The organism is Pseudomonas sp. Leaf48 (assembly GCF_001421885.1).
Lineage (GTDB): Bacteria > Pseudomonadota > Gammaproteobacteria > Pseudomonadales > Pseudomonadaceae > Aquipseudomonas.
Genome location: NZ_LMLH01000030.1, coordinates 176,816 through 203,510, shown reverse-complemented (window position 1 = coordinate 203,510; position 26,695 = coordinate 176,816). Strand labels below are relative to the sequence as shown.

Below are 26,695 nucleotides of genomic sequence, written 5' to 3'. Positions count from 1 at the left end.
AACAGGACGGCCTCGCCCAAGACAGCGGCCGTCATAGGGACGCAAGCCGCCATGCAAGTGAAACACCTGCTGCTGATCGCCATCCTCGCATTGACCGCTGCTTGCTCATCGAAGGAAGTCGTAGACGAAAACCTCAGTGAAGTCGAGCTGTACCAACAGGCTCAAGCCGACCTGGACAATAGTAGCTACACCAGTGCCATCACCAAGCTGAAGGCTCTGGAATCGCGCTATCCGTTCGGTCGTTATGCTGACCAGGCTCAACTCGAACTGATCTACGCCAACTACAAGAACACTGAGCCAGAGGCTGCCAAGTCCGCTGCGGAGCGTTTCATTCGCCTGCACCCACAGCATCCGAACGTGGATTACGCGTACTACCTCAAGGGTCTGACATCTTTCGACCAGGACGTCGGCCTGCTGGCGCGTTTCCTGCCGCTGGACATGACCAAGCGTGACCCGGGCGCCGCCCGCGACTCCTACAACGAGTTCGCCCAGCTGACCAGCCGCTTCCCGAACAGCCGCTACGCGCCGGACGCCAAGCAGCGCATGATCTACCTGCGCAACCTGCTGGCCGCCTACGAAATTCACGTTGCCGACTACTACCTGACCCGTCAGGCCTATGTCGCCGCGGCGAACCGTGGTCGTTATGTCGTGGAAAACTTCCAGGAAACCCCATCGGTCGGTGACGGCCTGGCGGTCATGACCGAGGCTTACCAGCGTCTGCACCTGGATGACCTGGCCGCGACCAGCCTGGAAACCCTGAAGCTCAACTACCCGGATCACCCAAGCCTGGAGGACGGCCAGTTCGTTCCGTCGGTGGCCGAAGCCGACAACCGTTCGTGGATGAGCAAGGCGACCCTGGGCCTGATCGAATCCCGTCCGCCGCTGCCGCCGGGAGAAACCCGCGCCAACCAGGACGTGCAGAGGCAGTACCAGGACGCCAAGGACGCGATCCCGAGCGAACTCAAGCCTAAAGACAGCAATGGCGAAGTGATCGAGGAAGAAAATCAGGAAGCCGAAGGCAACAACGAGGACCGTTCGTGGTTCAGCTACATGACCTTTGGCGTGTTCGACTGATATTTCGAAACGTATCCCGTAGGAGCGAGCCTTTGTGGTGAGGGGGCTTGCCCCCGCTGGACTTCGCAGCAGTCCTGTTTTTTCGGGCCGCTTCGCGACCCAGCAGGGGCAAGCCCCCTCGCCACAAAAGTTCAATCCCTCAAGTATTGCCCCTACCTGCTCGGCATTCCCCCCCTGCCCCTCCCTTTTTATTTCAGCATCTTATTAGGCTGTGCGCCCGGCACGTCCTTGGCTAAACTGCCGCATCATCATTCAAAAAGCAGCTCACCATGCTTCGTTTATTGTTCTGGATCGCCCTGATTGCCGCTGCGGTATGGTTCTGGCGCAAGTTCAAGGGTCAGAATTCGGCCCCCAGGTCCCCGGCCGAGCGGGACGCGGCCCCCATGGTCCGTTGCGCCCATTGCGGAGTGCATCTGCCCCGGGATCGCGCATTGAGTCTCGAACAACAGTGGTACTGCAGCCAGGCGCATCTGGAACAGGGCCCTGGCTCCAGCAACCGCTGATCCCCACGACCATCAGTCACTGCGCACAGCTATTGCGCGAGGGGGAGGAACTGAAGGCGCAGATCGACGTCTGACGCAGATTATTCAAGACCACCTCAGCGCATGAATCGGGTAATCGAAGACATCCTGCAACTGCTCCATGAGCCTTGCGCAAGCAACCGGTCTCCCCCAGCCTTCGAACCGCGCCAGGATGGCGCCTGTTTTCTCATCACCTTTGCCCACGGATGGAACCAAAGTTGAACATGAGCGCCCGACAAAAGGTTCTGGTCGTCGACGACGAGCCGGACATTCGCGAACTCCTGGAAATAACCCTGGGACGGATGAAACTCGAGACATTCAGCGCCCGCAACCTGACCGAGGCGCTGAGTCTTCTGAGACGGGTGAATTTTGACCTGTGCCTGACCGACATGCACCTGCCGGATGGCACCGGCCTCGCGCTGGTGCAACATATTCAGCAACGCCACCCACAATTACCGGTGGCCATGATCACCGCTTACGGCAGCCTCGATACCGCAATCAACGCACTCAAGGCCGGTGCTTTCGATTTCCTGACCAAACCGGTAGACCTCACTCGCCTGCGAGAACTCATCAACGCTACTCTCTTGCTTCCCAACCCTCCCACAGCCATCAATCGGCGCCTGCTGGGCGACTCGGCGCCCATGCGCACTCTGCGCAAGCACATCGCCAAGCTGGCTCGCAGCCAGGCACCGGTGTACATCAGCGGCGAATCCGGTAGCGGCAAGGAGTTGGTGGCGCGCCTGATTCATGATCAAGGCCTGCGCGCAAAACAACCGTTCATTGCGATCAATTGCGGGGCCATTCCGGCGGATTTGATGGAAAGCGAGTTTTTCGGCCATCGCAAAGGCAGTTTCAGCGGCGCCATCGAGGACAAGCCCGGCCTGTTCCAGGCGGCTCATGGCGGCACCCTGCTTCTCGACGAGGTGGCCGACTTGCCGCTGGCGATGCAGGTCAAACTGCTGCGCGCCATTGCGGAAAAATCGGTGCGCAGCGTCGGCGGGCAACAGGAAACCGTGGTCGATGTACGCATCCTTTGCGCCACCCACAAAGACCTCGACGCCGAGGTCGCCGCCGGCCGCTTTCGACAGGATCTCTACTACCGCCTGAACGTGATTGAGCTGCGGGTCCCGCCTTTGCGCGAGCGCCGCGATGACATTGAAGCGCTGGCAAGCTGCATGCTCAAACGCCTGGCCACCACGACCGCGCAGCCCGCCGCCAGACTCCACCCGCAAGCCCTCGCCGCGCTGAAAAGCTATCGCTTTCCGGGCAATGTGCGGGAACTGGAAAACATGCTCGAACGGGCCCATACGCTGTGCGAGAGCCAGCTGATAGAAGCCGGCGACTTGCGTCTCGCCGAAGGTAACTGCACAGCCGAGGGCGGCATCCCGGACCTGACGCAGATCGACAATCTGCAGACCTATCTGGAAAACGTCGAACGCCAACTCCTCCTCCAGGCACTGGAGGAGACCCGCTGGAACCGCACGGCGGCTGCGCAGCGATTGAGTGTGTCGTTTCGGTCGATGCGTTACAGGTTGAAGAAACTGGGACTGGATTGACCCCAAAAAAGATCACAGCCTGCGCCCCCTTTCAGGAACTGCCGCAGGCTCGGGCCGAGTTCGGACGATCTTTTGGTCCGGCTTCAGATCCGCCCAGCCGGCGCATACGCCGCCGGATCAATGATCGGCGCCCTGCCCAGCATCACGTCGGCAAACAATTGGCACGAGGCCGGTGCCAGCACCAGACCGTTGCGATAATGCCCGCAATTGAGCCAGAGCCCGTCAAACCCTGGAACCCTGCCGATGTAAGGAATGCCTTCTGGTGATCCTGGCCGCAACCCGGCCCAATGCCCGACCACTTCGGCGCCGGCCAGTGCCGGTATCAACTCCACCGCAGAAGCCTTGAGGCTTTCCAGGGCGGACTCGGTAGGCGTCTTGTCGAAGCCTTCATGCTCCAGGGTACTGCCGATCAGGATGTGTCCGTCGCGACGAGGGATCGCATAACGGCCCTTTGCCAGGACCATGCTGGGCAGGAAGTCCGCCGCACACTTGTAGAGAATCATCTGCCCCTTGACCGGCTCGACCGGCAATGAGAGATCGAGAGTTTTGAGCAAATCGCCGCTCCAGGCACCCGCGGTCAACACGACTTGATCACCGCGGATAACGCCTGCCGTTGTCTGCACGCCAACGACGGTATCGCCATCACGAATGAACCCGCTGACTTCGCACTGCTCATGAATCGTCACGTTGGGCAACGCGAGCAATGCCGCCTTGAGGGATTTCACCAGGCGCGGATTGCGCACGTTGGCCACATCGGCCATATGGATCGCCCGGGAAAAACCACTGCCCAGCACCGGCACGGCGTCATGCACCGCCGACAGATCCACGGTCCGCAATGGACGGTTTTCCCGAAGTGCCCAGGCCAGTGCCTCGGCCTCGTCGTCCAGATCCAGCCAGTACAGACCCGTGGTATGCACTTCGGGATCAACCCCGGTCGCGGCGAACAGCCGCTCACCCAGCTGTGGATAAAAGTCCTGGGACCAGTGCGCCAGGGCGGTGACCGCCGGGCTGTAGCGCCACGGGTAAAGCGGCGAGACGATGCCGCCACCGGCCCATGAAGACTCCTGACCGACGTTCGAACGATCCAGCAGCACAACGCTCTGCACTTCGGACGCGAGATTGAATGCCGTGAGCAGACCGATCACCCCGCCGCCGACAATCACCACTTGCTGTTGCCTGGTCATATTCTGATCCAACCGTTAAGTAGACAGAGGGCGCAGATGGCGCCCGAAAAAAATCAGCGCCCCCAGCAGTCCTTGGTGGTAAGGCCATCCTTTGCGTTGACCATGCCACGGACTCCCGTGTTGGCCAGGGTGAAATCACCGCACTTGTCTTCGGCCATGCCAGTGCCCGGCTTGCGCACGGCTGTGAGCAGGAACGTCTGGTCGGTCAACGTCTGGGTAATCGTGTAATAGTCGTTGCCGGCGCTGAGACCTGGGGTATCGGTGTAGACATTCTTGCTCGAGTAGTTGCGCTCGAGGATCTGCGCCTGTTCAGAAAGCAGGCCGGCTACTTCTGTCCGGCGGCCCTTGTTCAGGTACTCGGTGAAGCTCGGGGCGGCTATGGTCATGACAATCCCGATGATCGCAATCACGATCATGATTTCGATCAGGGTAAAACCGCGGTTGAATCTATGCATGCCTCAACTCTCACTTACTGTATTTGTCGCCACATGATGCGACGGCTGCCGCCGGAATCATCCCCCGATGGCATGATATCGCCACCAGCCTCGTGTCCGACTGCTGGCATACCATCGTCGGTGTCGCTGCGGGGCGGATTATCGCCGATGTAGACCACCCCGCTGGAAATCGCGTCGATGTTATCGACAACCCCATCTCCATTGCTGTCGAGTATCTTACCGCTGATAGCAGCAGGCAGCTTCAGGCAGATGGGCGTCAGCAATGATTTGTCCCGATAGAAGCCGTACCAGTAACCACCCGCCAGGCAGCGGTTGCGGTCCAGGGCGGGCTCTTCTGGCGGCGCAAGTGCATAGGCCACAGGCGACAGGCATAGCCCCAGAACCATTGCGCACAAACCTGACAAGCCCCCGGCCCGGTGTTCAATACTTCGCATATATACTCTCTACCACGCTGCGCGAATTGCCCGCGATGCCCACCGCAGTGACGCGGTACAAGGTTGCCGGGGTGTTGATCGGCACATTCACCGCAGTCCGGGTGGCACCCAGGTTTTGCACTGCGTAAAAGCCTGTTCCGGTAGCGACCCAGGTCACCCCCGAGCCAGGATTGTGGCCGCCAGCGGTGATAGTCGCCGACTCCGCGGGCGGCGCGCAGTGACTGGCGCCACTGCAAACAGGTAACGAATAGCTGTCCCGTTGCACCGTACTTTCGCCTACCCGCAATGCCGTTTCAGCGCCCTGAAATGAATGGTTGCGCAGAGCCACGCTGCCGGCCATTTTTTCCTGCAGGGTAGCGTTCTGCATGGATGAGATACCGATAAGCGTCAACATCAGCAGAAACACCAGGCTGACCAGAAGGGCCATGCCCCGCTGGGGATTCCTTGTCATGCATCTCCCCTCATGGCAACCGGTTGCGCAACGCGGCAACCACGTTGAAGGTTTGGCTGCTCACCCGTTGGTTTGGATCGAAAAGCGTCAGCGTAAGGCGAACGCTGCGTATTCGCGCGGGATCCGACGGATTTTCGCTGTAACTGGATGCGGCCAGGTCGGTATTGGAACTGGCGACACCGAAGCTCACGCTCAAAGCACTGACGTTGTTCACCAATACCTGCGGCGATTCCGTCCCGATACCCATCATCAATTGATTGTTGCTGAAACTGTAAACCAGCCGCCGGACCGGAAACGCCAGCTGTCCCGATCCAGGTGCCCGCGCGTTACTGTAGGCCGTCGCACTGTTCAAACAGTCGGATATAACGGTCCAGGTCGGCTTCCCGCCCTGGTTGCCAACATCCGCGGTCACCAGGGTCAGCGTCTGGCTGGCGTTATCCCACCTGATCGGCGTCGCCTGGCTGGCCTTGAAGTCACCTTTCTCGCTAGCATCGGTAATCGCCCCCAGGCAGCCGAACATGCCGACCATGCGGATCTCCTGAATCATTTTGCTCAGCACAAAACGCGCGTCTTCCTGCATCTCGGCGGCAGCGTTCTGGCTGAGATAAGTGTTTTTGGCCGCAATAAACACCTGCACAACGCCCAGCACCACGACCAGGCTCAGTGCCAGGGCAATCAGCAACTCGATGAGGCCGAAGCCTTGGTTGTGACGGTTCATGGCGCCGCCACCGGGTCAACGGCAGTGCGGCTGGACAAGACATAACTGCGTCGCGAATCGGCCGCATTGGCTGCCCGCGAGTCGTCCCACTCAATGGTGATGGTGTACACCCGCTGGCTGAGGGTGATGCTGCCCGTGGCACTGGGGCCGCCGAAATTCACGATATTGGAATTGAAGTCGTACAGATCCTGGTCCCGGGCCACACCCGGATTGCCCGAGCTGGGTGGATTAACCGTGTAGTCAGCGGTGGAGTTGGCACGAATGCGGTCCAGCATGTCGTAGGCGATAAAACTGGCCTGGCTGGTCATGCGCGAGCTGTCGGTGTATTTCAACGCATTGAGCTGAAACGCTGCCGCACCCAGCAACCCGACTCCCAGGATCACCAACGCAACCAGTACTTCAATCAGCGTCATTCCTTCCTGTGTACGCTTGCTCCATGCTTTCATCCGCAACTTCCAGCCAATTCGATTCGTCCGTTCAAACACACACTCAGCATCCTGCTTTGTGTCCCCAATACATAGCTGATCACCACCGCCCTGGAAGATGAAGACAGCCCGCCCAGATTGTTGAAATCGATCTCGGTCACTCCTGAGGTTAGCGTCAGCGTTGCACCGCTGCTCATCACCGGAACAACCCGCAACACATTGGCCAAGGTGCCGCTACCTTCATAAATCGTCAGCTCGCCGCTCCAGACGCCGCGACTGAACGTCGGACGAACCCGCGTCGTGGTGCCGCGATTGATCGCCTCGATACGGGCGAAATTCAGGCCTCGTTGCAGATCGCCGATTTCGGTATCCGCTCGGGCGATCTGCGCTGATCGACTGAACGCCGGGGCTGCCAGGGTGATCATGATCGACAGGATCGCGAGCGCGATCAGCAACTCGATCAGTGTGAAACCCTTTGTACGAAGATCCATCGTTGCCCTCGGTTACCTTCGGCTATACCTGCAGTTGCTCGCCAAAATAATGGGCGGGTGGAAGTCGGGTTTTCTCATTGCTTGCGCAAGGATCGCGCAGGCCAAGGCACGCCAGGGAGGCAGATGTCATGCATCAACGAGGATTCAGCCTGATCGAACTGCTCATGGGACTGACAATTGTCGGAATTGTTCTGCTTCTGGTCAGCCCGGCATACGCCACCCTCACGGCGTCGAGCTACCGGGAACAGGCTGCGCAGTCCCTGTTCAGTGGCATACGCACCGCCAGAACCGAAGCGGTTGTGCGCAACCAGGCAGTTGTGATTCACGCTATCAACGACGACTGGGGCCAGGGTTGGAGGATGATTCTGGATATCAGCGGCAAGGGGCATACGGACCGCGACAATCCGCTGCTGAGCGAACGCCAGAGTGCGGCACAAGTCCCCATTGCCGGCAACAGGCCGGTCAAAAGTTACGTACGGTTCAACGGGGCGGGCGTGCCGCGGTTTACCGGCGGCGGTTTTCAAGCGGGGACTTTGCACATTTGCGCTGCACGCGAACCGCTGAGTCAGTACCAGGTAGTACTGGCCCCAAGCGGCCGCGTCAGCCTGCGCAACGACAAGGCAGAACAGCCGTTATGCGCGGGAGGGACAAAGCCTTAGAGCAGCGTACGAACGCGCAACTCTTTAGGCATGGAAAAGGTGATGTTCTCCTCGCGCCCAGCCAGTTCGTCGGCACCGGTAGCGCCCCAGGCCTGCAACTGCTGGATCACCCCGCGCACCAGAACCTCCGGCGCTGATGCGCCAGCGGTGATGCCGATGCGCTCGACTCCGTCGAACCAGCTCTGCTGCAGGTCCTCCGCACCGTCGATCAGGTAGGCAGGCGTAGCCATGCGTTCGGCCAGTTCGCGCAGGCGATTGGAGTTGGAACTGTTCGGGCTGCCGACCACCAACACCACATCACACTCGTCCGCCAGTTGCTTGACCGCGTCCTGACGGTTCTGCGTGGCGTAGCAAATGTCGTCCTTGCGCGGACCACCAATGGCCGGGAAACGCGTACGCAGTGCGTCAATGACGCGGCTGGTATCGTCCATGGACAAGGTGGTCTGGGTCACGAATGCAAGTTTCTCCGGGTTGTTTACCTGCAGGTTGGCGACATCCTTCTCGTCTTCGACCAGATAGATTGCACCACCATTGCTGGCGTCATACTGCCCCATGGTGCCTTCGACTTCCGGGTGACCGGCGTGGCCGATCAGAATGCATTCACGGCCGTCACGGCTGTAGCGCGCAACCTCGATATGCACCTTGGTCACCAGCGGACACGTTGCGTCGAATACCTTCAGGCCACGGCCGGCTGCTTCGCTGCGCACCGCCTGGGAAACACCGTGGGCACTGAAAATCACGATGACGTCGTCCGGCACCTGATCCAGCTCCTCGACGAAGATCGCGCCACGGGAGCGCAGGTCTTCTACGACGAACTTGTTATGGACCACTTCGTGACGCACATAGATCGGCGGTCCGAAGACCTCCAGGGCGCGGTTGACGATTTCGATCGCACGGTCCACACCGGCGCAGAAGCCACGGGGGTTGGCGAGTTTGATTTGCATGCTGTGCCTCGTGTCTTGCGCGCGAAAAAAATAAAAACCACTGTGGGAGCGAGCTTGTTGTGGCGAGGGGGCTTGTCGGAATGCCGCACCACCTCGCTCGATTGCGCAGCAATCGTAAACCGAGTACTAAATTTTCACTCGATACTGTGGCACCCGGTATTTAGGGGCGCTTCGCACCCCAGCGGGGGCAAGCCCCCTCGCCACACAAGCCACCTCACCACACGAGCCCGCTCCCACATTTGACCGTATTCGAACAGTTACAGCGCTTTGACGGAGATGATTTCCACGTCAAAGGTCAGTGTTTTGCCCGAAAGCGGATGGTTGAAGTCGACAGTCACTTGCGCGTCATCGAACTCTTTTACCACGCCCGGCAATTCAGTATTGGCCGCATCGTTGAAGATCACCAGCAGGCCTGGCGACAATTCCATGTCCTGGAACTGCGAACGTGGAATGATCTGTACGTTTTGCGGGTTAGGCTGGCCGAAGGCGTTCTCCGGCTCGATGTTCAGCGTGCGCTTGTCACCGGCCTTGAAACCGAACAGCGCCACTTCGAAACCTGGCAACAGGCTGCCATCGCCGACCTTGAAGGTCGCCGGGGCTTTGTCGAAGGTGCTGTCCACCGTGTCGCCGTTTTCCAGGCGCAATGCGAAATGCAAGGTGACTTCCGTGTTCTGGCCAATACGTTGTTCAGCCAATACCTGTTCAGTCATGAACGGTTTCTCCGGTCTTTTTACTTTTGAACATATCCAGTGCCAGCATGACGGCACCTACAGTGATTGCACTGTCGGCAAAGTTGAACGCGGGGAAATACCAGCGATTCTGCCAATGCACCAGAATGAAATCGATCACATGGCCCAAGGCAATGCGGTCATACAGATTGCCCAGCGCGCCACCCAGCACCAGTGCCAGCGCTACCGCCAGCCAGGTCTCGTTGCGCCCCAGACGCTTGAGCCATACCACCAGCACTGCGCTGACGCCTATGGCGATCAGTGCAAACAGCCAGCGCTGCCAGCCGGAGCTGTCGGCCAGGAAGCTGAATGCTGCGCCGGTGTTGTAGGCCAGGGTCCAGCTGAAGTAATCAGGGATGATCACGATCTGCTGGAACATTTCGAGCCTGTCTTCGAAGTAGAACTTGCTGGCCTGGTCGATGATCAGTACCAGCAAACTCAACCAGAGCCAGCTCAGCCGTCCAAAACGGCCAACGGCATTAGGCATAGTGACGAACCTCGCCGGCGCCGCTGATGTTGTCGACGCAACGGCCGCAGATTTCCGGATGCTCCGGATTCACGCCGACGTCTTCACGGCAGTGCCAGCAACGGGCGCACTTGGCGAAGGCCGATTTGACGATCTGCAGCTTGAGGCCACTGACTTCGGTGGCCACCGCTTCGGCCGGCGCTTGCACCAATGGTGCAACGCTGGCGGTCGAGGTGATCAGAACGAAGCGCAACTCGTTGCTCAGCTTGGCCAGGTCGGCGCTCAGATCGTCTTCGGCGAACAGCGTCACTTCGGCTTGCAGGTTGCCACCGACGGCCTTGGCCGCGCGCTGGATTTCCATTTCTTTGTTGACTGCAACCTTCACTTCCATGATCCGGTCCCAGTAGGCGCGACCCAGCTCGAAGCCTTCCGGCAGCTCGGTCAGGCCTTCGTACCAGGTGTTGAGCATGACCGACTCGTTACGCTCGCCCGGCAGGTACTGCCACAGCTCGTCGGCGGTGAACGCCAGGATCGGCGCGATCCAGCGCACCAGCGCTTCGCTGATGTGGAACAGCGCGGTCTGGCACGAACGACGGGCCTTGCTGTCGGCGCCGGTGGTGTACTGGCGATCCTTGATGATGTCCAGGTAGAAACCACCCAGCTCCTGCACGCAGAAGTTGTGGATCTTCGAGTAGACGTTCCAGAAACGGTATTCGCCGTAGTGCTCCTGCAACTCGCGTTGCAGCAACAGGGTGCGATCCACCGCCCAACGGTCCAGCGCGAGCATTTCTTCAGCTGGCAGCAGGTCGGTGGCCGGGTTGAAACCGGTCAGGTTGGAAAGCAGGAAACGCGCGGTATTACGGATACGCCGGTAGGCGTCCGCACTGCGTTGCAGGATCTGCTCGGAAACCGCAATCTCACCTGAATAGTCGGTGGAAGCGACCCACAGGCGCATGATGTCGGCGCCCAGGGTGTCGTTGACTTTCTGCGGTGCGATCACGTTGCCCAGGGATTTGGACATCTTGCGGCCGGACTCGTCGACGGTAAAACCGTGGGTCAGCAGCTCGCGATACGGCGCGTGGTTGTCGATGGCGCAACCGGTCAGCAGGGACGAATGGAACCAGCCACGGTGCTGGTCCGAACCTTCCAGGTACAGGTCGGCGCGTGGACCGCTTTCGTGGCCCATCGGGTGCGAACCGCGCAGGACGTGCCAGTGGGTGGTACCCGAGTCGAACCAGACGTCGAGGGTATCGCTGATCTTGTCGTACTGTGGCGCTTCATCGCCCAGCAGCTCGGTGGCGTCCAGCTTGAACCAGGCCTCGATGCCTTCGACTTCGACACGCTTGGCAACTTCTTCCATCAACTCGACGGTACGTGGGTGCAGCTCGCCGCTTTCCTTGTTCAGGAAGAACGGGATCGGCACACCCCAGTTGCGCTGACGGGAGATACACCAGTCAGGACGGTTGGCGATCATCGAGTGCAAGCGCGCCTGGCCCCAGGCCGGAACGAACTGAGTTTCTTCGATAGCCTTGAGCGAGCGTTGACGCAGGGTATCGCCCGTGGTTGGCTGCTTGTCCATGCCGATGAACCACTGCGCGGTGGCGCGGTAGATCAGCGGGGTCTTGTGGCGCCAGCAGTGCATGTAGCTGTGTTCGATGATGGTGGTGTGCAGCAGCGCACCCACTTCAGTCAGCTTGTCGACGATGGCCGGGTTGGCCTTCCAGATGAACTGGCCGCCGAAGAACTCCAGCGAGGTCGCGTACACGCCGTTGCTTTGTACCGGATTGAGGATGTCATCGTTGACCATGCCGTATTTCTTGCAGGTCACGAAGTCGTCCACGCCGTAAGCCGGAGCGGAGTGAACCACGCCAGTGCCTGCGCCCAGTTCAACGTAATCGGCCAGGTAAACTGGCGACAGACGGTCGTAGAACGGGTGACGGAAATTGATCAGTTCCAGGTCCGAACCGGTAGCGGTAGCGATCACCGAGCCTTCCAGCGAATAACGCGCCAGGCACGACTCGACCAGCTCTTCGGCCAGCACCAGCAGTTTGTCGCCAACGTCGACCAGGGCATAGTTGAACTCCGGGTGAACGTTCAGCGCCTGGTTGGCCGGGATGGTCCACGGGGTGGTGGTCCAGATCACAATCGAAGCAGGCTTGCCCAGGGTCGGCAGACCAAAGGCGGCAGCCAGTTTGGCTTCGTCGGCAATCGGGAACGCCACGTCGATGGTCGAGGACTTCTTGTTCTCGTACTCGACTTCCGCTTCAGCCAAGGCCGAACCGCAGTCAAAGCACCAGTTCACCGGCTTGAGGCCCTTGAACACGAAACCGCCCTTGACGATCTCGGCCAGGGCACGGATTTCACCGGCCTCGTTCTTGAAGTCCATGGTCTTGTACGGGTTGGCGAAGTCACCCAGCACGCCCAGACGGATGAATTCGGATTTCTGCCCTTCGATCTGCTCGGTGGCGTACGCCCGGCACAGCTCGCGGGTCTTGTCCGCGCCCAGGTTTTTGCCGTGGGTCACTTCGACTTTGTGCTCGATCGGCAGACCGTGGCAGTCCCAGCCCGGAACATACGGCGCGTCGAAGCCCGACAGGGTCTTCGAGCGGATGATCATGTCCTTGAGAATCTTGTTCAGTGCGTGACCGATGTGGATCGTGCCGTTGGCGTACGGAGGGCCGTCGTGCAGGACGAACTTCGGACGATCCTTGCCAATCTCGCGCAACTTTCCGTACAGGCCAATACTGTCCCAGCGCTGCAGAATCTGCGGTTCGCGCTGTGGCAGGCCGGCCTTCATTGGGAAGGCGGTGTCCGGAAGGTTTAGCGTGGCTTTATAGTCGGTCATTTAAGGCTCTTCATTAGCGATGGGCGCTAGGTGCGGCTAGTGCACGGGCGGCGGCGACATCCGCGTTGATCGCCGTTTTCAGCGCCTCCAGAGAGGCGAAACGCTGCTCTTCACGCAGCTTGTGGTGGAAAACCACCGTTAAACGCCGGTCGTACAGATCGCCGGCAAAATCTAAAAGATGCACTTCCAGGTGGGCTTTGCCATCACCTTGGACCGTGGGCCGCACGCCAATATTGGCGACGCCGGGCCAGGTCCTGCCGTCGATCTCGACGTCGACCAGGTACACCCCGGTGAACGGCACGCGACGGCGCTTGAGTTGTATGTTGGCGGTGGGCGTACCCAACTGCCGTGCGAGCTTCTGCCCATGCAACACCCGCCCGGCGATCCGGTACGGCCGCCCCAGCAGGCGTTCGGCCAGGGCGAAATCAGCGGCGGCCAGGGCATTGCGGACCTGGGTGCTGCTGACGCGAATACCGTCGAGCTCGACGGTTTGCGCCGCTTCGACGGTAAACCCCTGAAGTACGCCGGCCTGTTGCAGGAAATCGAAATCCCCCACGCGATCACAGCCGAAACGGAAGTCGTCACCGACCTCCAGGTGCTGCACACCGAGGCCATCAACCAGGATGGTGTCGACGAATTCGCTGGCGCTGAGTTTGCTCAGCCGCTGGTTGAACGCCAGGCACAGCACACGGTCGACACCTTCGCCAGCCAGCAGCTGCAGCTTGTCCCGCAAGCGGGCCAGACGGGCGGGCGCGGTATCCGGGGCAAAAAACTCGCGCGGTTGCGGTTCGAAAATCACCACGCAACTGGGCACGCCCAACTCGAGCGCACGCTCACGCAGCCGCGCCAGGATAGCCTGGTGGCCACGGTGTACACCGTCAAAGTTGCCAATAGTGGCGACACAGCCCCGATGCTGGGGGCGCAGATTGTGGAGGCCTCGAACCAGCTGCATAACGCGCTTCTTGCTCATAAAGTGGTCGATTATAACCACACCCGGCGGCCGACGACAGGCAACACCGTAACCCAAAGTGATCGAGCCGACAAAACCGCCGCCCCGCCCGTGTTTATCGAGGCCTGAACCTCAGCTCAATGCCTTGCGATTGAAGTCGCGCAGACGGAAGCCCATCAACACTAACATGCCGAAATAACTCACCACACCCGCAGCCACCAACGCTCCCAGACGCAGGAACCGCTCAAGCATATGCCCTTGGTCCCAAGCCGGCATGAAATGCATCGCGCCGAGCAGGACCGCTGACATTACCGCCACCGCAACCAGCAGCTTGAGGCCGAACTTCGCCCAGCCCGGTTGCGGCTGGTACATCTGCTGCTTGCGCAGCTGGTAGAACAGCAGCCCCGCGTTAAGGCAGGCACCGGCACTGATCGCGAGCGCAAGGCCAGCATGGGCCAGCGGGCCGATCAGCATCAGGTTGAACAGCTGGGTGACGACCAGGGTAAAGATCGCAATTTTTACCGGCGTACGGATGTTTTGTTGCGCATAAAAGCCTGGGGCCAGCACCTTGATCACGATAATCCCCAGCAAACCGACGGAATAAGCGATCAACGCACGCTGGGTCATGGAGGCATCAAAGGCATTGAACTGGCCGTACTGGAACAGCGAAACGGTCAGCGGCTCCGCGAGAATCCCCAGGGCCAGCGAGCATGGCAGTACCAATACAAAGCACAGGCGCAAGCCCCAGTCGAGGATGCGCGAGTACTCATGGCGGTCCTTGCTGGCGTAGGTCTTGGCCAGGGTTGGCAGCAGAATCGTACCCAACGCCACGCCCAACACACCGGATGGCAATTCCATCAAGCGGTCGGCGTAATACATCCAGGACACGGAGCCGGCGACCAGAAACGAAGCAAAAATCGTGTTGATGATCAGTGAAATCTGGCTCACCGATACCCCGAGAATCGCCGGCAACATCTGTTTCATTACCCGCCAGACCCCGGTATCGCGCAGGTTCAGGCGCGGCAATACCAGCATGCCGATCTTTTTCAGGTGCGGCAGCTGATAAAGCAATTGCGCCAGACCACCCACCAACACCGCCCAGCCGAGCGCCATTACCGGTGGATCGAAGTAAGGCGTCAGGAACAGTGCAAAGATGATCATGCTGACGTTGAGCAAGGTTGGCACGAACGCCGGCACAGAAAAGCGGTTCCAGGTGTTGAGGATCGCGCCGGCCAGCGAAGACAGGGAAATCAGCAAGATATAGGGGAAGGTCACCCGCAGCAGACTGGTGGTCAGTTCGAATTTTTCCGGTGTGTCGGTGAATCCCGGCGCTGTGACCCAGATGACCCAGGGTGCGGCGATCATGCCCAGCGCCGTGACCAGCGCCAGCACCAGTGTCAGCAGGCCCGAGACGTAGGCAATGAAGGTTCGCGTGGCCTCATCGCCCTGCTGGCTTTTGTATTCGGCCAGAATCGGCACAAATGCCTGGGAAAATGCCCCTTCAGCGAAGATTCGCCTCAGCAGATTGGGCAATTTGAAGGCGATAAAGAAGGCGTCGGTCGCCATTCCCGCGCCAAATGTGCGCGCAATGAGGGTGTCACGAACAAACCCCAAAATCCGGGAAAGCATCGTGATAGAGCTGACGGCGGCCAACGATTTGAGCAGATTCATTGAAAGAGTTTGTGCCTGTCGATAAACAGCAGGCGAACTGGGCGCCTACTTATGCGATACTCCGCGCCGCAACAGCACAGAGCCAAAGCTCGCGAGTTTACAGGTCGCACGCCGGAAAGAAATATCCATGGCCACCGACCCCATGAAAACGTCACGAGCGAAGGCAAGACAAGGCGAAAACAGGCGAGAAAGCGGAGTTGACCGCGGTCAATGAGCATTCCGAGCCTGTTTTCAACGCAGTATTGTCGAGCGCAGTAGTTTTCATGGGGTCGGGACCTACCACTTAGCGGAACGTCTCCTCCGCCCTTGACAAGACCTCAACTCATCGGCATGATTCGCGGCCTATTTTGTTTGCTATTTCCTAAAAAGTCTTTCGAGGAGCTCGACGGTGGCCAACTCACCTTCCGCCAAAAAACGTGCAAAACAGGCTGAGAAGCGTCGCAGCCACAACGCCAGCCTGCGTTCCATGGTTCGTACCTACATCAAGAATGTAGTTAAGGCCATCGACGCAAAAGACGCTGAAAAAGCTCAAGCTGCTTACGTTCTGGCTGTGCCAGTTATCGACCGTATGGCCGATAAAGGCATCATCCACAAGAACAAGGCTGCTCGTCATAAGAGCCGTCTGAATGGCCACGTTAAGGCCTTGAGCGTTGCCGCTGCTGCCTAAGCGACGCGCTCATTAAAAAACCGACCTCAGGGTCGGTTTTTTATTGCCTGCGATTAAGGAGCCAGCCACAAAAACCCTGCATGCAGGCTTTTGTGGCGAGGGGGCTTGCCCCCGCTGGACTACGGAGTAGGCCTACTTTGGGGCTGTCTTGGGGCTGCTTCGCAACCCAACGAGGGCAAGCCCCCTCGCCACACAAGCCCCCTCATAACACAGCAGCTCACAATTCAACTTTCGCGAATCTATTGAGCGTGCGCCCACGGCAAAATCGGAATCGCCGTCACCGCATTCTGTGGACTGCCCTCGATCAAACGATCGCTGTACACCAGATACACCAGTGTATTGCGCTTCTTGTCGAGGAATCGCACCACCTGCATGGTCTTGAAGACCAGCGACGTGCGCTCCTTGAACACCTCGTCACCATCCTTCAACTCCCCCTTGAAGCTGATCGGCCCTACCTGGCGACACGCAATGGACGCCTCGGCACGATCCTCGGCCAGCCCAAGCCCACCCTTCACGCCCCCGGTCTTGGCGCGCGACAGGTAGCAAGTCACACCGTCCACCTTGGGGTCATCAAACGCCTCGACGACGATCCGGTCATTCGGCCCGACGAACTTGAACACCGTCGACACCTGACCAATCTCTTCAGCGGAGGCCAGCAGAGGCATCGCCAACAGCAAGCCCAACAATCCTTTTGCCACGCGCATTCAATATTCCTTTCAGACCAGAATCAGGTTATCGCGATGAATCAGCTCGGGCTCCGCCATATAGCCCAGCAGGCCGACTATCGCCTCAGACGACTGACCGATGATTTTTTGCGCTTCCAGCGCGCTGTAGTTAGCCAGCCCACGGGCAATTTCCCGACCGTCCGGCGCAACACACACCACCATTTCACCTCGGCGGAAACTGCCCTGGACCAGCTTGACCCCGACCGGCAACAAACTCTTGTTACCTTGGGACAATGCCGTCACCGCACCCGCATCCAGCACCAGGGTGCCACGGGTCTGCAGATGCCCAGCCAGCCATTGCTTGCGCGCAGCCAGCATGCCGCGCTCCGGCGACAGCAGGGTGCCGATGCGCTCGCCCGCCTTGAGGCGATCCAGCACGCGCTCAAGGCGCCCACCCACAATGATCGTATGCGCACCGGAACGGGCTGCCAGACGTGCAGCACGCAACTTGGTCTGCATACCGCCACGCCCCAGCGCACCACCCGTACCACCCGCCACCGCATCAAGCGCCGGATCATCGGCACGCGCTTCGTAAATCAGCTGGGCATCCGGGTTATTGCGCGGATCAGCATCGAACATGCCATCACGATCCGTGAGGATCACCAGCAAGTCAGCCTCGACCAGGTTGGCAACCAGCGCCGCAAGCGTATCGTTGTCGCCGAAACGGATTTCATCGGTGACCACAGTGTCATTCTCGTTGATCACCGGAATCACTTTCAGCTCAACCAGCGCGCGCAAGGTGCTGCGAGCGTTCAGGTAGCGCTTGCGGTCGGACAGGTCATCGTGGGTCAGGAGAATCTGCGCAGTGTGCCGACCATGCTCGGCAAAGCTCGATTCCCAGGCCTGCACCAAGCCCATCTGACCAATAGCTGCAGCGGCCTGAAGCTCGTGCATCGCACTGGGTCGAGCGGTCCAGCCCAGACGGCTCATGCCGGCCGCCACCGCCCCGGAGGACACAAGCACCAGCTCGACACCCGCCTCATGCAAGGCCACCATCTGTTCAACCCAGACACCCATTGCCGCGCGATCCAGACCCTTGCCGTCCGCCGTCAGCAAAGCGCTGCCGATCTTCACGACCCAACGCTGCGCACCTGTCACCTTGCTCCGCATCATCTTCAACCTTAGCTTGAGGGCGGCGCGACCTGGCACCGCCCGTGACGTTATTCGTGGTTATTCGTGACCAACAATCGATTTCCAGATACTAAAACGCCGCTCGATTGAGCGGCGCTTCAGTTTATCGCAACGAATCAGTCACGCACGTAAATGATTTCCGGACCGTCTTCGTCATCCACATCTTCTTCGTCCCAATCATCGTCACCGATGTCATGGACCGACTTCACGCCACTGCGACGCAGGGCACGCTTGTCATCCAGCGCCTGCAGTTGCGCGCGAGCTTCGTCTTCGATGCGCTGATCGAGATCGGCCAGCTCTTCCTTGTAAGCCGGGTCAGCGGCCAGACGATCAGCACGATCTTCCATGTAACGCATGATGTCGTGACACAGACGCTCGGTACCGAGCTTGGAGATGGCCGAAATCACATAGACCGGACCTGTCCACTCCAGGCGATCGACGATCTCCTTGACGCGAGCTTCGTGCTCTTCTTCAAGGATCTGATCGCACTTGTTCAGGACCAGCCAGCGATCACGCTCCGCCAGGGACGGGCTGAACTTGATCAGCTCATTGACGATCACTTCAGCGGCATCCGGTGCGCTGGCATCATCCAGCGGCGCCATGTCCACGAGGTGTAGCAGCAGACGGGTACGCGCCAAGTGCTTGAGGAAGCGAATGCCCAGACCAGCGCCATCGGAGGCACCCTCGATCAGACCTGGAATGTCCGCAACCACGAAGCTTTTCCAGCGATCGACACTGACCACACCCAGGTTTGGCACCAGAGTAGTGAACGGATAGTCGGCAACTTTCGGCTTGGCGGCCGATACGGAGCGGATAAAGGTACTTTTGCCAGCGTTCGGCAAACCCAGCAGGCCCACATCCGCCAACACCTTCATTTCCAGCTTGAGGTCACGCTGCTCGCCCGGCTTGCCCGGCGTGGTCTGGCGTGGCGCACGGTTGGTACTGGATTTGAAACGGGTGTTGCCCAGACCGTGCCAGCCGCCCTGCACTACCATCAACTTCTGACCGGCCTTGGTCAGGTCGCCGATAACTTCCTGAGTCGCGGAGTCGATCACCGTGGTGCCGACCGGAACGCGCAGGATCAGGTCTTCACCCTTCTTGCCGGTGCAGTCAGTGCTGCCGCCGTTGGAGCCACGCTCGGCATCGAAGTGCCGGGTGTAACGGTAGTCCACCAGGGTGTTGAGGTTTTCGTCGGCCATCATGTAGATGGAACCGCCGTCACCGCCATCGCCGCCGTTCGGGCCACCGTTCTCGATAAACTTTTCCCGACGGAAACTCATGGCGCCATTGCCACCGTCGCCAGCCTTTACTCGAATCGATACTTCATCAACAAACTTCATAACAAACGCCTCTCGCCATACGGACGAGCCGAAAAACAATCAAGACATAAGACTCTTGCAAAAATGAGCGCAGCGACCCCAAACCACGATACCTACATCGTACGCCAACAGCCCATACAAACAGCTTTGCAAGAGACTCACCCCACAAACGAAAAAGCCCCGTCGCGAGACAGGGCTTTTCCAGCGATCGCGCGATTAAGCCGCGACTACGCTCACGTAACGACGACCGAAGGCGCCCTTTACTTCGAACTTGATCACGCCTTCGACTTTAGCGAAGAGGGTGTGATCTTTACCCATGCCAACGCCGTAGCCAGCGTGGAATTGGGTGCCGCGCTGACGCACGATGATGTTGCCTGCTTTGATAGCCTGGCCGCCATACATCTTCACGCCAAGGCGTTTGGCTTCTGAGTCGCGACCGTTACGGGTACTACCACCAGCTTTTTTGTGTGCCATGAGTTCAATTCTCCTAGTGAGGAATTAGGCTGTAATTAAGCCTGAATACCGGTGATTTTGATCTCGGTGTACCACTGGCGGTGGCCCATACGCTTCATGTGGTGCTTACGACGACGGAACTTGATGATGCGGACTTTATCGTGACGACCTTGGGAGATCACTTCAGCCACAACGGTAGCGCCAGCAACAACTGGAGCGCCGATATTCACGTCGTCACCATTGGCAACCAACAGAACGCGATCAAAGGTAACGGATTCGCCGGTAGCGACTTCCAGTTTTTCGATCTTCAGGTATTCACCCGGGGCGACTTTGTACTGCTTGCCGCCAGTAACGATTACTGCATAAGACATGGTATTTCTCCGATAATCCTGCTCACCCAGCTCTTTATAAGAAGAGGTATTGGCTGGCATGGCTGCATGGGCTGGAAGGCCCGATTGCAATTGCGTAAGGCAGGTGCTGCCCAGGAAGTTCAGGGTGCGCGATTGTACGCAAGGCACGAGCGCCTTGCAAGTGGCCGTCCATCGCGCCTTGACACCTGCAGGCGTGGGTCCTAGCATGCCGCGCAACCCTTCTGGAGCAACTGTCTCTGATGCAACCCCAAGCTTTCTACCGCGCGGTGTCGGACGATTTTATCGCCGTCGACGGCATCATCAAGAAGCAGCTGACTTCCCGAGTGCCGCTGGTATCGAAAATCGGCGACTACATTACTTCGGCCGGCGGTAAACGCCTGCGTCCTTTATTGGTGCTGCTGTGCGGCAAAGCCCTGGGTCGCGAAGGCGATGAGCTGCGTCTGCTGGCCGCGACCATCGAGTTCCTGCACACCGCGACCCTGTTGCATGACGACGTGGTCGACATGTCCGGCATGCGCCGTGGCCGCTCGACCGCCAATGCCATGTGGGGCAACGCCCCCAGCGTGCTGGTGGGCGACTTCCTGTATTCGCGCTCCTTTGAAATGATGGTCGAATTGGGTTCCATGCCCGTCATGAAGATCCTTTCGCAAGCGACGCGCATCATCGCCGAGGGCGAAGTGTTGCAGCTGTCGAAGGTCCGTGACGCCAGCACCACCGAAGAAACCTACATGGAAGTCATCCGCGGCAAAACCGCGATGCTCTTCGAAGCCTCGACCCACAGTGCTGCCGCCCTGTGCGAAGCCACACCGGAACAGGCTGAAGCCCTGCGCACCTTTGGCGACCACCTTGGCGTGGCGTTCCAGCTGGTCGACGACCTGCTCGATTACAAAGGCGACGCTCAAACCCTGGGCAAGAACGTCGGTGACGACCTGGCCGAAGGCAAGCCTACCCTGCCGCTGATCTACACCATGCGTGAAGGTACGCCGGAGCAGGCCGCCCTGGTGCGCAAGGCGATCCAGAAAGGCGGCATCGAAGACCTGGAAAGCATCCGCGAAGCCGTGGAAGCTTCGGGCTCGCTGGAGTACACCGCGCAACTGGCCCGCGATTACGTCGCCCGTGCGATCAAATGCCTCGATGCGCTGCCAGCCAGTGAATATCGCGATGCGCTGGTCGAGTTGAGCGAGTTTGCGGTCGCCCGTACGCACTAAAGCGCTTTTCTGTAGGAGCGAGCACGCTCGCGATGGACGTTAACGAAAACGCGGGCATTCAGATTTCCCGCGTCGTCGTTGGCGCCCATCGCGAGCGTGCTCGCTCCTACAGGGTTAGCCACCCCCTGAAAAAACCCTATATAATGTGCGCTTTTAGCGATCCTGAATCCAAGGAGCCTTAGTGAGCACGTTGCCACCCTGCCCGAAATGCAATTCCGAATACACCTATGAAGACGGCGCCCAGCTGATCTGCCCGGAGTGTGCCCACGAGTGGTCCGCTGGCGGTGAAGCCGAAGCAGTGTCCGCCGACGCGGTGAAAAAGGATTCGGTGGGCAATGTCCTGCAGGACGGTGACACCATCACCGTGATCAAGGACCTCAAGGTCAAGGGTACGTCCCTGGTGGTCAAGGTCGGCACCAAGGTCAAGAACATCCGCCTGTGCGATGGCGATCATGACATCGACTGCAAGATCGACGGCATCGGCCCGATGAAGCTCAAATCAGAGTTCGTCAGGAAGGTCTGAGCCTGCCCATTCCATCCCGTGCCAGGCGCGGGATGCGTATCACCTTCCTCGCACTCTCCTCTGGCAACCCCGCTTGGTAGCCAAACGCCAGTCGTTTTGACCTCGCGCAATCTTCACCCGGAAAAAAGCTCAAACCGCCAATAGGCTCTTGCTATTTTACAAATAAGAATTATTCTCATCGGACCCTTCAATGGAGATGAGACCATGACTTATTTGATCGATGCCTGGCTGGATCGCCCACACCCTTACCTCAGAATCCTGCATCGGGAAACCGGGGAAGTCTGTGCAGTGCTGGAAGAGGAAGCCTTGAACGAACTGCAGGATCAGGGTGACCTGGACCTCAACGGCTTGAGTTCCTGTGAGCCGGTGGTACTCAAGGAACTGGTGCGCAATCTGTTTCTGTTCTGCTATGCCCGGGCATTGCGCCCGACGCATGATTTGCACCACAAGATCGAAATATGATGCAGCGCAAAAAACTGTGGGAGCCAGCCCTGCTGGCGATTGCGATCTGACAGTCGACATTGCTGCTGACTGAAACACCGCCATCGCGAGCAGGCTCGCTCCCACATTAGCCCGAGGTCATATCGGGCCAGGCATTACAGAACGTCGAGCAGCTCGACGTCGAACACCAGAACGCTGTGCGGCGGGATGCCGCCAACGCCTTGAGCGCCGTAAGCCAGTTCGCTTGGCACGTACAGGCGCCATTTGCTACCGGCATTCATCAGTTGCAGTGCTTCGGTCCAGCCGGCGATCACGCCGCCAACCGGGAATTCTGCAGGCTCGCCGCGCTCGTAGGAGCTATCGAACACAGTGCCGTCGATCAGGGTGCCGTGGTAGTGGGTACGCACGGTGTCTTCACGGGATGGCTTGGTGCCTTCGCCAGCAGTCAGAACTTCGAACTGCAGGCCGGATTCCAGAGTGGTAATACCGTCACGCTTGGCGTTTTCAGCCAGGAAAGCCAGACCGGCACCAGCGGCCGCTTCAGCCTTGGCTGCAGCTTCGGCCTGCATGATTTCGCGGATCACCTTGAAGCTTGCAGACATTTCTTCCTGGCCGACACGGCTTGGCTTGCCGGCGAAAGCGTCGGTCAGACCCGCCAGGATCGCGTCCAGGCTGACGCCCGGTGGCGGGTTGTCGCGCAGCTGGTCGCCCAGCTGACGGCCGATACCGTAGCTGACGCGGGTTTCGTCGGTGGACAGATTTACTTCGGACATGACACTGCTCCGCTGTGCGGACGCCCCGGAACTAGCCGTGCGTGCACAGCGCGTCCCGGAGCGCCCGGAACCAAAAGGGCCAGCAGACTAGCACAGTTGTCATGGCATTGATGAGAGGCGTCAGGTGATCGGCACCTTCAGGTTTCCCTGGATATCGGCGACCAGCCCACACATTTCGTCGTGGACCACCGTGTGTACCAGGTTGAAGTGCAGCTTGGGAAAGGAGCGCAACACATCACGGGCATGCTCCACCGAACGCAGGCTCATCATCTGGCCATGTGCATCGCTCAAGGGATACGGCGCGCCGTGCATCCGAGCCTCCAGCAGGTAGATCCCCCCCTCCATCGAGATCAGGTTCAGCTCATCGACCTTCCCGGCGATGGCATAAGCATTCAACTCTTGCAGGTTCATGGACGCACCTCTCGCGGTGGTGAATCAATACTCCTACAGGGATATGCCTCGGCGCCTTAAATCACAAGCCACTAACGAAACCGCCCGTCTGTTTTGCAACAAACGGGCGGTGCGATAAAGCAATCAACGGCAGATCAGTGCTTGGTCACTTTATCCAGGTAACCCATGGCGAATGCCGACACCACAAAGGTCATGTGGATGATCACATACCACTGCAAATGCTGAGGATCGACGTTCTTGGCGTCCATGAAAATACGCAACAAGTGAATAGAGGAAATCGCCACGATCGACGCAGCCACCTTCATCTTCAGCGACGAAGAATCCATGGTGCCCAGCCAGTTAAGCTTTTCCTTGCTGTCATCGATGTCCAGTTGCGAGACGAAGTTCTCATAACCGGAGATCATCACCATCACCAGCAAACCGCCCACCAACGCCATGTCGATCAGCGACAGCAGCACCAGAATCAAGTCTGATTCAAGCATCGAAAAGACGTTCGGGATGAGGTGCAAGACTTCCTGGAAGAATTTCAGCGCCAGCGCCAACAGTCCCAGGGACAGGCCGAAATAGATCGGCGCCAGCAGCCAGCGCGAGGCGTACATTGCGTTTTCGATAAAGCGTTCCATTGAATCTCACATGAGGATTTGAAATCGCCGCGAGTATATCAGCCGCTCGTCACACCCAGAAACAGTCGAAAAGTCCGTTACCGGCGCCTGTGCTTCAAAGTTTTTCTGCTAGTGTCGAAATTAATGACCGCCCAGCAACATCGGACAGGAAGACTGGAAATGGATGTGCGATTGCCTTTAACAAGCGCCGGTATTTGCCTGGTGCTGCTGATAAGCGGCTGCTCACCCGAGGATGAAAAGCGCCAGGTCGACCTTGAGGAAAAAACCGCGCAGTTCGAAAAGTCCCTGGACTCCATCCCGGATCCGAAGCTCAAGGACGCCGTAGCCGAGCTCGGTGGATCACTGTTGCTGCTTGAACGGGCGCAACTCAAGCTCGACAGCAAACCGGTGGAAACCGAGTACAGCGAAGACGCCCTCGCCATGCTCAAGCATTACCCATCGCCGCAAGCGCTGGTCGATACTTACATCAATGGGTTGTTCGTACTGAAAAAAGACTCCAGTTCCGACTACCTGACCGATCTGCAACCGGTGTTCCCATTCGCATTCAATGGTCCCGTCGCATTTGTGTTTCCCAATGGTCTGCAATGGCAGTCGGTCACGCTGAGCGACAAACGGGTTATCCCGTTCCAGCCGGAATGGTCGGAAACCGATCCCGGCATTCAGTTGAGTCCATCGAGCTCCAACCTGACCAACCCCGACGACCTGACCGTGGCGTACCCATTCATCGAAGGCCTCGACGTCGACCGAAAACAGCAGCCACAACCAGTGAGTCTGCAAGGCAAGGTGGAGGTCATTGCGCCACGTCGGCTCTACAGCTTCGATTTGACCCGGCAAGACCTTGGCAAGACCCGCAGCAATGACAACCTCAGCGTCACCTTGCTCAAGCTGGCGGACAATTACGCAGAAATCGAATACAGCAACAGCGCGCCGCCGGCCCCCGAGGTCAGCGAAACACCTTTGAACCCGCTGATTGTCCAGGCCAGGGACGGTACCGGGCAATTCATCTCACGCTCCGGCTCAATCAACCAGACAACTGCTCAAATCGCTTTTTATCAGAAGCAGTTAGCGAAATTACAGCAGCAGAAAACCTGGAGCGAGACGCTGGAAAAACAGCTCGAGGAAGAACAACGCACCTTTGAGAAACAGCAAACCCGCCATTATTCGAAGGTGTACTTCAACGGGACGATTGAAACCCTGGAAGTCAGCCTGCTGGATTTCTCCGCCGCCACCGTGACCCGCAAGGATCTGAGCCTGCCGGTACGCCACTTCGAGGCCAATACCACATCGAAAACCATCCAGCCCCTGGACCTGTCCGTGGTCGTGTACGACGACCAGGCCATCAGCTGGCTCAAAGGGGCAGACTTGAGCGCGGAACAACTGAAGAAAGGTGTCAGCATCAGTCAGTCGGTGGACGACCCCAGCGCTGCGCGAATCGAGTTCAATCACTTGCGCAGCTTCAATGATGAAATGCTCGGCAGCTCGTTCAGCCCCGGCGAAAGTCCGGTCAGTTTCTTTACCGAAGACGGTGGCGGCAAACGCGACGAGCCTATCGAACTGCCCCCACAAGCGTTTCAGATCGATCCCCTGCGAGGCACCATCACTTACGACCTGAATCTGTTTCCAGAGACGCCGGCCTATGCGGTGGGCTCCATGCCGCTGTTCCTGGCCACAGTTGAGAAAAAAACCGTCGATGCCAATCAGTTGCCTGCAGGCCTGGAGCTCAAAGGCAACACACTGGTGGTTGATCTGAAACGGTTCCCGGCTGAGGACTGGCGCTTTTTTGCCAGGGACGACACCGGCAACTACTTGAAAGAAATACTCTCGGTCAGCCATGACGCGCACGCACAAGGCCCTGCGCTGTTTGCCGTGCATTATTTCTACGGACAGCCTGCGCGACTTGAAACCTATCAACGCACTGACCTCACCACCGTGCAATATGGTTTCGAGGTCAAACTCGACAAAGCCGATACATCGCACCTCGATCAATAGTGCGACTCAGTGCTCCGGCCGAAACTCAAAGCCGCCCACGGTGCTGCAGCGACCACCATTGATTTCGCGAAGCTGGGCTTGCAGGTGCAGGCACCAGATTTGCGGATCGTCGGCCAATTCGTAACCGTGAAGCGTCAGGCTTTCCACAATGGTGTCGAGGATGGATTCAGCCGCGAACGGGCCATGAAACGGCCCTTGGGCCTTGATGGCCGATGGTTGTTCACCGGCCATTCCAGCGGCGAACAGCAATGTCCACATACCGTTATCACCCGCCAGGGGGCGCACGGCGCATTCGATTCGGGTCACAAGACCCAGGCATTGACGGGTGAGGCAGAGGTTGCGCGACATGGCGGCTACCCTCGTTAAATCCGGTATTCAGCCCCCAAGGGAAGGCTGTCTCGATCCAGTGATGACTGTAGGTATCCCTGAGCAGAGAATAGAAGAAAAGTCCGAACTGAATGCCGGACGAGACCAGAATACGCCGAGCGGT

30 protein-coding genes and 2 pseudogenes are annotated in these 26,695 nt (G+C 58.9%); 10 read left to right on the top strand and 22 right to left on the bottom strand.

Annotation, left to right across the window (positions count from 1 at the left end):
• Positions 1–51: 51 nt before the first annotated feature.
• The 4 genes and pseudogenes from ASE98_RS21655 (at position 52) to ASE98_RS21645 (ending at position 3,151) form a co-directional block, all read left to right on the top strand.
• On the top strand, positions 52–1,074 hold the full coding sequence (locus tag ASE98_RS21655; RefSeq protein ID WP_060543354.1) for an outer membrane protein assembly factor BamD: 1,023 nt from the start codon (positions 52–54) through the stop codon (positions 1,072–1,074).
• A 269-nt stretch (positions 1,075–1,343) separates the two neighbouring features.
• The gene (locus ASE98_RS21650; protein WP_060543353.1) at positions 1,344–1,577 is read left to right on the top strand and encodes a PP0621 family protein; all 234 of its coding nucleotides are present in this window, start codon (positions 1,344–1,346) and stop codon (positions 1,575–1,577) included.
• An 11-nt stretch (positions 1,578–1,588) separates the two neighbouring features.
• A pseudogene (locus ASE98_RS27830) lies at positions 1,589–1,712 on the top strand (hypothetical protein); the annotation flags it as partial.
• A gap of 107 nt (positions 1,713–1,819) precedes the next feature.
• The gene (locus ASE98_RS21645) at positions 1,820–3,151 is read left to right on the top strand and encodes a sigma-54-dependent transcriptional regulator (protein ID WP_060543404.1); all 1,332 of its coding nucleotides are present in this window, start codon (positions 1,820–1,822) and stop codon (positions 3,149–3,151) included.
• An 83-nt stretch (positions 3,152–3,234) separates the two neighbouring features.
• On the opposite strand, the gene thiO is transcribed toward ASE98_RS21645, so the two are convergent.
• From thiO to ASE98_RS21610, 7 genes are read right to left on the bottom strand one after another with little or no spacing between them, the layout of a single operon-like run.
• Positions 3,235–4,335 carry a glycine oxidase ThiO gene (thiO, locus tag ASE98_RS21640; protein ID WP_060543352.1) on the bottom strand — a complete coding sequence of 367 codons (1,101 nt, stop codon included), beginning with the start codon at positions 4,333–4,335 and terminating at the stop codon, positions 3,235–3,237.
• 53 nt (positions 4,336–4,388) lie between these two features.
• The gene (locus tag ASE98_RS21635) at positions 4,389–4,790 is read right to left on the bottom strand and encodes a type IV pilin protein (protein WP_060543351.1); all 402 of its coding nucleotides are present in this window, start codon (positions 4,788–4,790) and stop codon (positions 4,389–4,391) included.
• A gap of 14 nt (positions 4,791–4,804) precedes the next feature.
• A complete protein-coding gene (locus ASE98_RS21630; protein WP_060543350.1) occupies positions 4,805–5,224 on the bottom strand; it encodes a hypothetical protein in 420 nt (139 codons plus the stop codon).
• The gene (locus tag ASE98_RS21625) at positions 5,211–5,675 is read right to left on the bottom strand and encodes a pilus assembly PilX family protein (RefSeq protein WP_060543349.1); all 465 of its coding nucleotides are present in this window, start codon (positions 5,673–5,675) and stop codon (positions 5,211–5,213) included. Before ASE98_RS21625 ends, ASE98_RS21630 begins: the two co-directional genes overlap by 14 nt.
• Before the next feature lie 10 nt (positions 5,676–5,685).
• Positions 5,686–6,393, bottom strand: a complete 708-nt coding sequence (locus ASE98_RS21620; RefSeq protein WP_060543348.1) for a prepilin-type N-terminal cleavage/methylation domain-containing protein — start codon at positions 6,391–6,393, stop codon at positions 5,686–5,688.
• Entirely contained in the window at positions 6,390–6,839 is a 450-nt protein-coding gene (pilV, locus tag ASE98_RS21615) for a type IV pilus modification protein PilV (protein WP_060543347.1), read from the bottom strand. The genes ASE98_RS21620 and pilV overlap by 4 nt, the downstream gene beginning before the upstream one ends.
• On the bottom strand, positions 6,836–7,309 hold the full coding sequence (locus ASE98_RS21610) for a GspH/FimT family pseudopilin (RefSeq protein WP_060543346.1): 474 nt from the start codon (positions 7,307–7,309) through the stop codon (positions 6,836–6,838). Before ASE98_RS21610 ends, pilV begins: the two co-directional genes overlap by 4 nt.
• A gap of 128 nt (positions 7,310–7,437) precedes the next feature.
• Between ASE98_RS21610 and ASE98_RS21605 the strand changes: the two are divergent.
• Positions 7,438–7,996 (top strand): annotated as a pseudogene (locus ASE98_RS21605) (GspH/FimT family pseudopilin).
• Here ASE98_RS21605 and ispH read toward each other — a convergent pair.
• The 6 genes from ispH to murJ form a co-directional block, all read right to left on the bottom strand.
• Positions 7,965–8,912, bottom strand: coding sequence for a 4-hydroxy-3-methylbut-2-enyl diphosphate reductase (gene ispH, locus ASE98_RS21600; RefSeq protein ID WP_060543344.1), 948 nt, complete (start codon positions 8,910–8,912; stop codon positions 7,965–7,967). The pseudogene ASE98_RS21605 and the gene ispH overlap by 32 nt on opposite strands.
• Positions 8,913–9,169: 257 nt before the next feature.
• Positions 9,170–9,607 (bottom strand): FKBP-type peptidyl-prolyl cis-trans isomerase, encoded by a 438-nt coding sequence (gene fkpB, locus ASE98_RS21595; protein ID WP_177336994.1) that lies wholly within the window; start codon positions 9,605–9,607, stop codon positions 9,170–9,172.
• A gap of 7 nt (positions 9,608–9,614) precedes the next feature.
• Positions 9,615–10,127, bottom strand: coding sequence for a signal peptidase II (gene lspA, locus ASE98_RS21590; RefSeq protein WP_060543342.1), 513 nt, complete (start codon positions 10,125–10,127; stop codon positions 9,615–9,617).
• Positions 10,120–12,951 carry an isoleucine--tRNA ligase gene (gene ileS / locus ASE98_RS21585; RefSeq protein WP_060543341.1) on the bottom strand — a complete coding sequence of 944 codons (2,832 nt, stop codon included), beginning with the start codon at positions 12,949–12,951 and terminating at the stop codon, positions 10,120–10,122. Before ileS ends, lspA begins: the two co-directional genes overlap by 8 nt.
• A gap of 13 nt (positions 12,952–12,964) precedes the next feature.
• The gene (ribF, locus tag ASE98_RS21580) at positions 12,965–13,903 is read right to left on the bottom strand and encodes a bifunctional riboflavin kinase/FAD synthetase (RefSeq protein ID WP_060543340.1); all 939 of its coding nucleotides are present in this window, start codon (positions 13,901–13,903) and stop codon (positions 12,965–12,967) included.
• Positions 13,904–14,032: 129 nt separating this feature from the next.
• The gene (gene murJ, locus ASE98_RS21575) at positions 14,033–15,571 is read right to left on the bottom strand and encodes a murein biosynthesis integral membrane protein MurJ (protein WP_060543339.1); all 1,539 of its coding nucleotides are present in this window, start codon (positions 15,569–15,571) and stop codon (positions 14,033–14,035) included.
• Positions 15,572–15,959: 388 nt separating this feature from the next.
• Here murJ and rpsT point away from each other — a divergent pair, with 388 nt between their 5' ends.
• Positions 15,960–16,238, top strand: a complete 279-nt coding sequence (gene rpsT, locus ASE98_RS21570) for a 30S ribosomal protein S20 (protein WP_060543338.1) — start codon at positions 15,960–15,962, stop codon at positions 16,236–16,238.
• A gap of 239 nt (positions 16,239–16,477) precedes the next feature.
• Here rpsT and ASE98_RS21565 read toward each other — a convergent pair whose 3' ends face one another.
• The 5 genes from ASE98_RS21565 to rplU form a co-directional block, all read right to left on the bottom strand.
• Positions 16,478–16,942: a CreA family protein gene (locus tag ASE98_RS21565; RefSeq protein ID WP_008022496.1), complete on the bottom strand. Its 465-nt coding sequence runs from the start codon at positions 16,940–16,942 to the stop codon at positions 16,478–16,480.
• Between the two features lie 12 nt (positions 16,943–16,954).
• Positions 16,955–18,073: a glutamate 5-kinase gene (gene proB, locus ASE98_RS21560; protein ID WP_060543337.1), complete on the bottom strand. Its 1,119-nt coding sequence runs from the start codon at positions 18,071–18,073 to the stop codon at positions 16,955–16,957.
• Positions 18,074–18,210: 137 nt separating this feature from the next.
• Positions 18,211–19,434 carry an Obg family GTPase CgtA gene (cgtA, locus tag ASE98_RS21555; RefSeq protein ID WP_060543336.1) on the bottom strand — a complete coding sequence of 408 codons (1,224 nt, stop codon included), beginning with the start codon at positions 19,432–19,434 and terminating at the stop codon, positions 18,211–18,213.
• A gap of 195 nt (positions 19,435–19,629) precedes the next feature.
• A complete protein-coding gene (gene rpmA / locus ASE98_RS21550; protein WP_003281574.1) occupies positions 19,630–19,887 on the bottom strand; it encodes a 50S ribosomal protein L27 in 258 nt (85 codons plus the stop codon).
• Positions 19,888–19,922: 35 nt separating this feature from the next.
• Positions 19,923–20,237 carry a 50S ribosomal protein L21 gene (gene rplU, locus ASE98_RS21545; protein ID WP_007950961.1) on the bottom strand — a complete coding sequence of 105 codons (315 nt, stop codon included), beginning with the start codon at positions 20,235–20,237 and terminating at the stop codon, positions 19,923–19,925.
• 239 nt (positions 20,238–20,476) lie between these two features.
• Here rplU and ASE98_RS21540 point away from each other — a divergent pair, with 239 nt between their 5' ends.
• The 3 genes from ASE98_RS21540 (at position 20,477) to ASE98_RS21530 (ending at position 22,430) form a co-directional block, all read left to right on the top strand.
• Positions 20,477–21,445: a polyprenyl synthetase family protein gene (locus ASE98_RS21540; RefSeq protein WP_060543335.1), complete on the top strand. Its 969-nt coding sequence runs from the start codon at positions 20,477–20,479 to the stop codon at positions 21,443–21,445.
• Between the two features lie 181 nt (positions 21,446–21,626).
• Positions 21,627–21,968, top strand: a complete 342-nt coding sequence (locus ASE98_RS21535; protein ID WP_060543334.1) for a zinc ribbon domain-containing protein YjdM — start codon at positions 21,627–21,629, stop codon at positions 21,966–21,968.
• A 204-nt stretch (positions 21,969–22,172) separates the two neighbouring features.
• Positions 22,173–22,430, top strand: coding sequence for a PA4570 family protein (locus ASE98_RS21530; RefSeq protein ID WP_060543333.1), 258 nt, complete (start codon positions 22,173–22,175; stop codon positions 22,428–22,430).
• Positions 22,431–22,564: 134 nt separating this feature from the next.
• Here the strand turns inward: ASE98_RS21530 and ASE98_RS21525 are convergent, their stop codons facing one another.
• The 3 genes from ASE98_RS21525 to ASE98_RS21515 form a co-directional block, all read right to left on the bottom strand.
• Positions 22,565–23,182, bottom strand: a complete 618-nt coding sequence (locus ASE98_RS21525; RefSeq protein ID WP_060543332.1) for an FKBP-type peptidyl-prolyl cis-trans isomerase — start codon at positions 23,180–23,182, stop codon at positions 22,565–22,567.
• Positions 23,183–23,302: 120 nt separating this feature from the next.
• A complete protein-coding gene (locus ASE98_RS21520) occupies positions 23,303–23,593 on the bottom strand; it encodes a DUF6482 family protein (protein ID WP_060543331.1) in 291 nt (96 codons plus the stop codon).
• A 134-nt stretch (positions 23,594–23,727) separates the two neighbouring features.
• On the bottom strand, positions 23,728–24,216 hold the full coding sequence (locus tag ASE98_RS21515) for a TIGR00645 family protein (RefSeq protein ID WP_060543330.1): 489 nt from the start codon (positions 24,214–24,216) through the stop codon (positions 23,728–23,730).
• 159 nt (positions 24,217–24,375) lie between these two features.
• On the opposite strand from ASE98_RS21515, the gene ASE98_RS21510 reads away from it, so the two are divergent.
• Entirely contained in the window at positions 24,376–26,205 is a 1,830-nt protein-coding gene (locus tag ASE98_RS21510; RefSeq protein WP_060543329.1) for a hypothetical protein, read from the top strand.
• A 6-nt stretch (positions 26,206–26,211) separates the two neighbouring features.
• Here ASE98_RS21510 and ASE98_RS21505 read toward each other — a convergent pair whose 3' ends face one another.
• Positions 26,212–26,553 (bottom strand): PA4575 family protein, encoded by a 342-nt coding sequence (locus tag ASE98_RS21505; RefSeq protein ID WP_060543328.1) that lies wholly within the window; start codon positions 26,551–26,553, stop codon positions 26,212–26,214.
• Positions 26,554–26,695 lie beyond the last annotated feature (142 nt).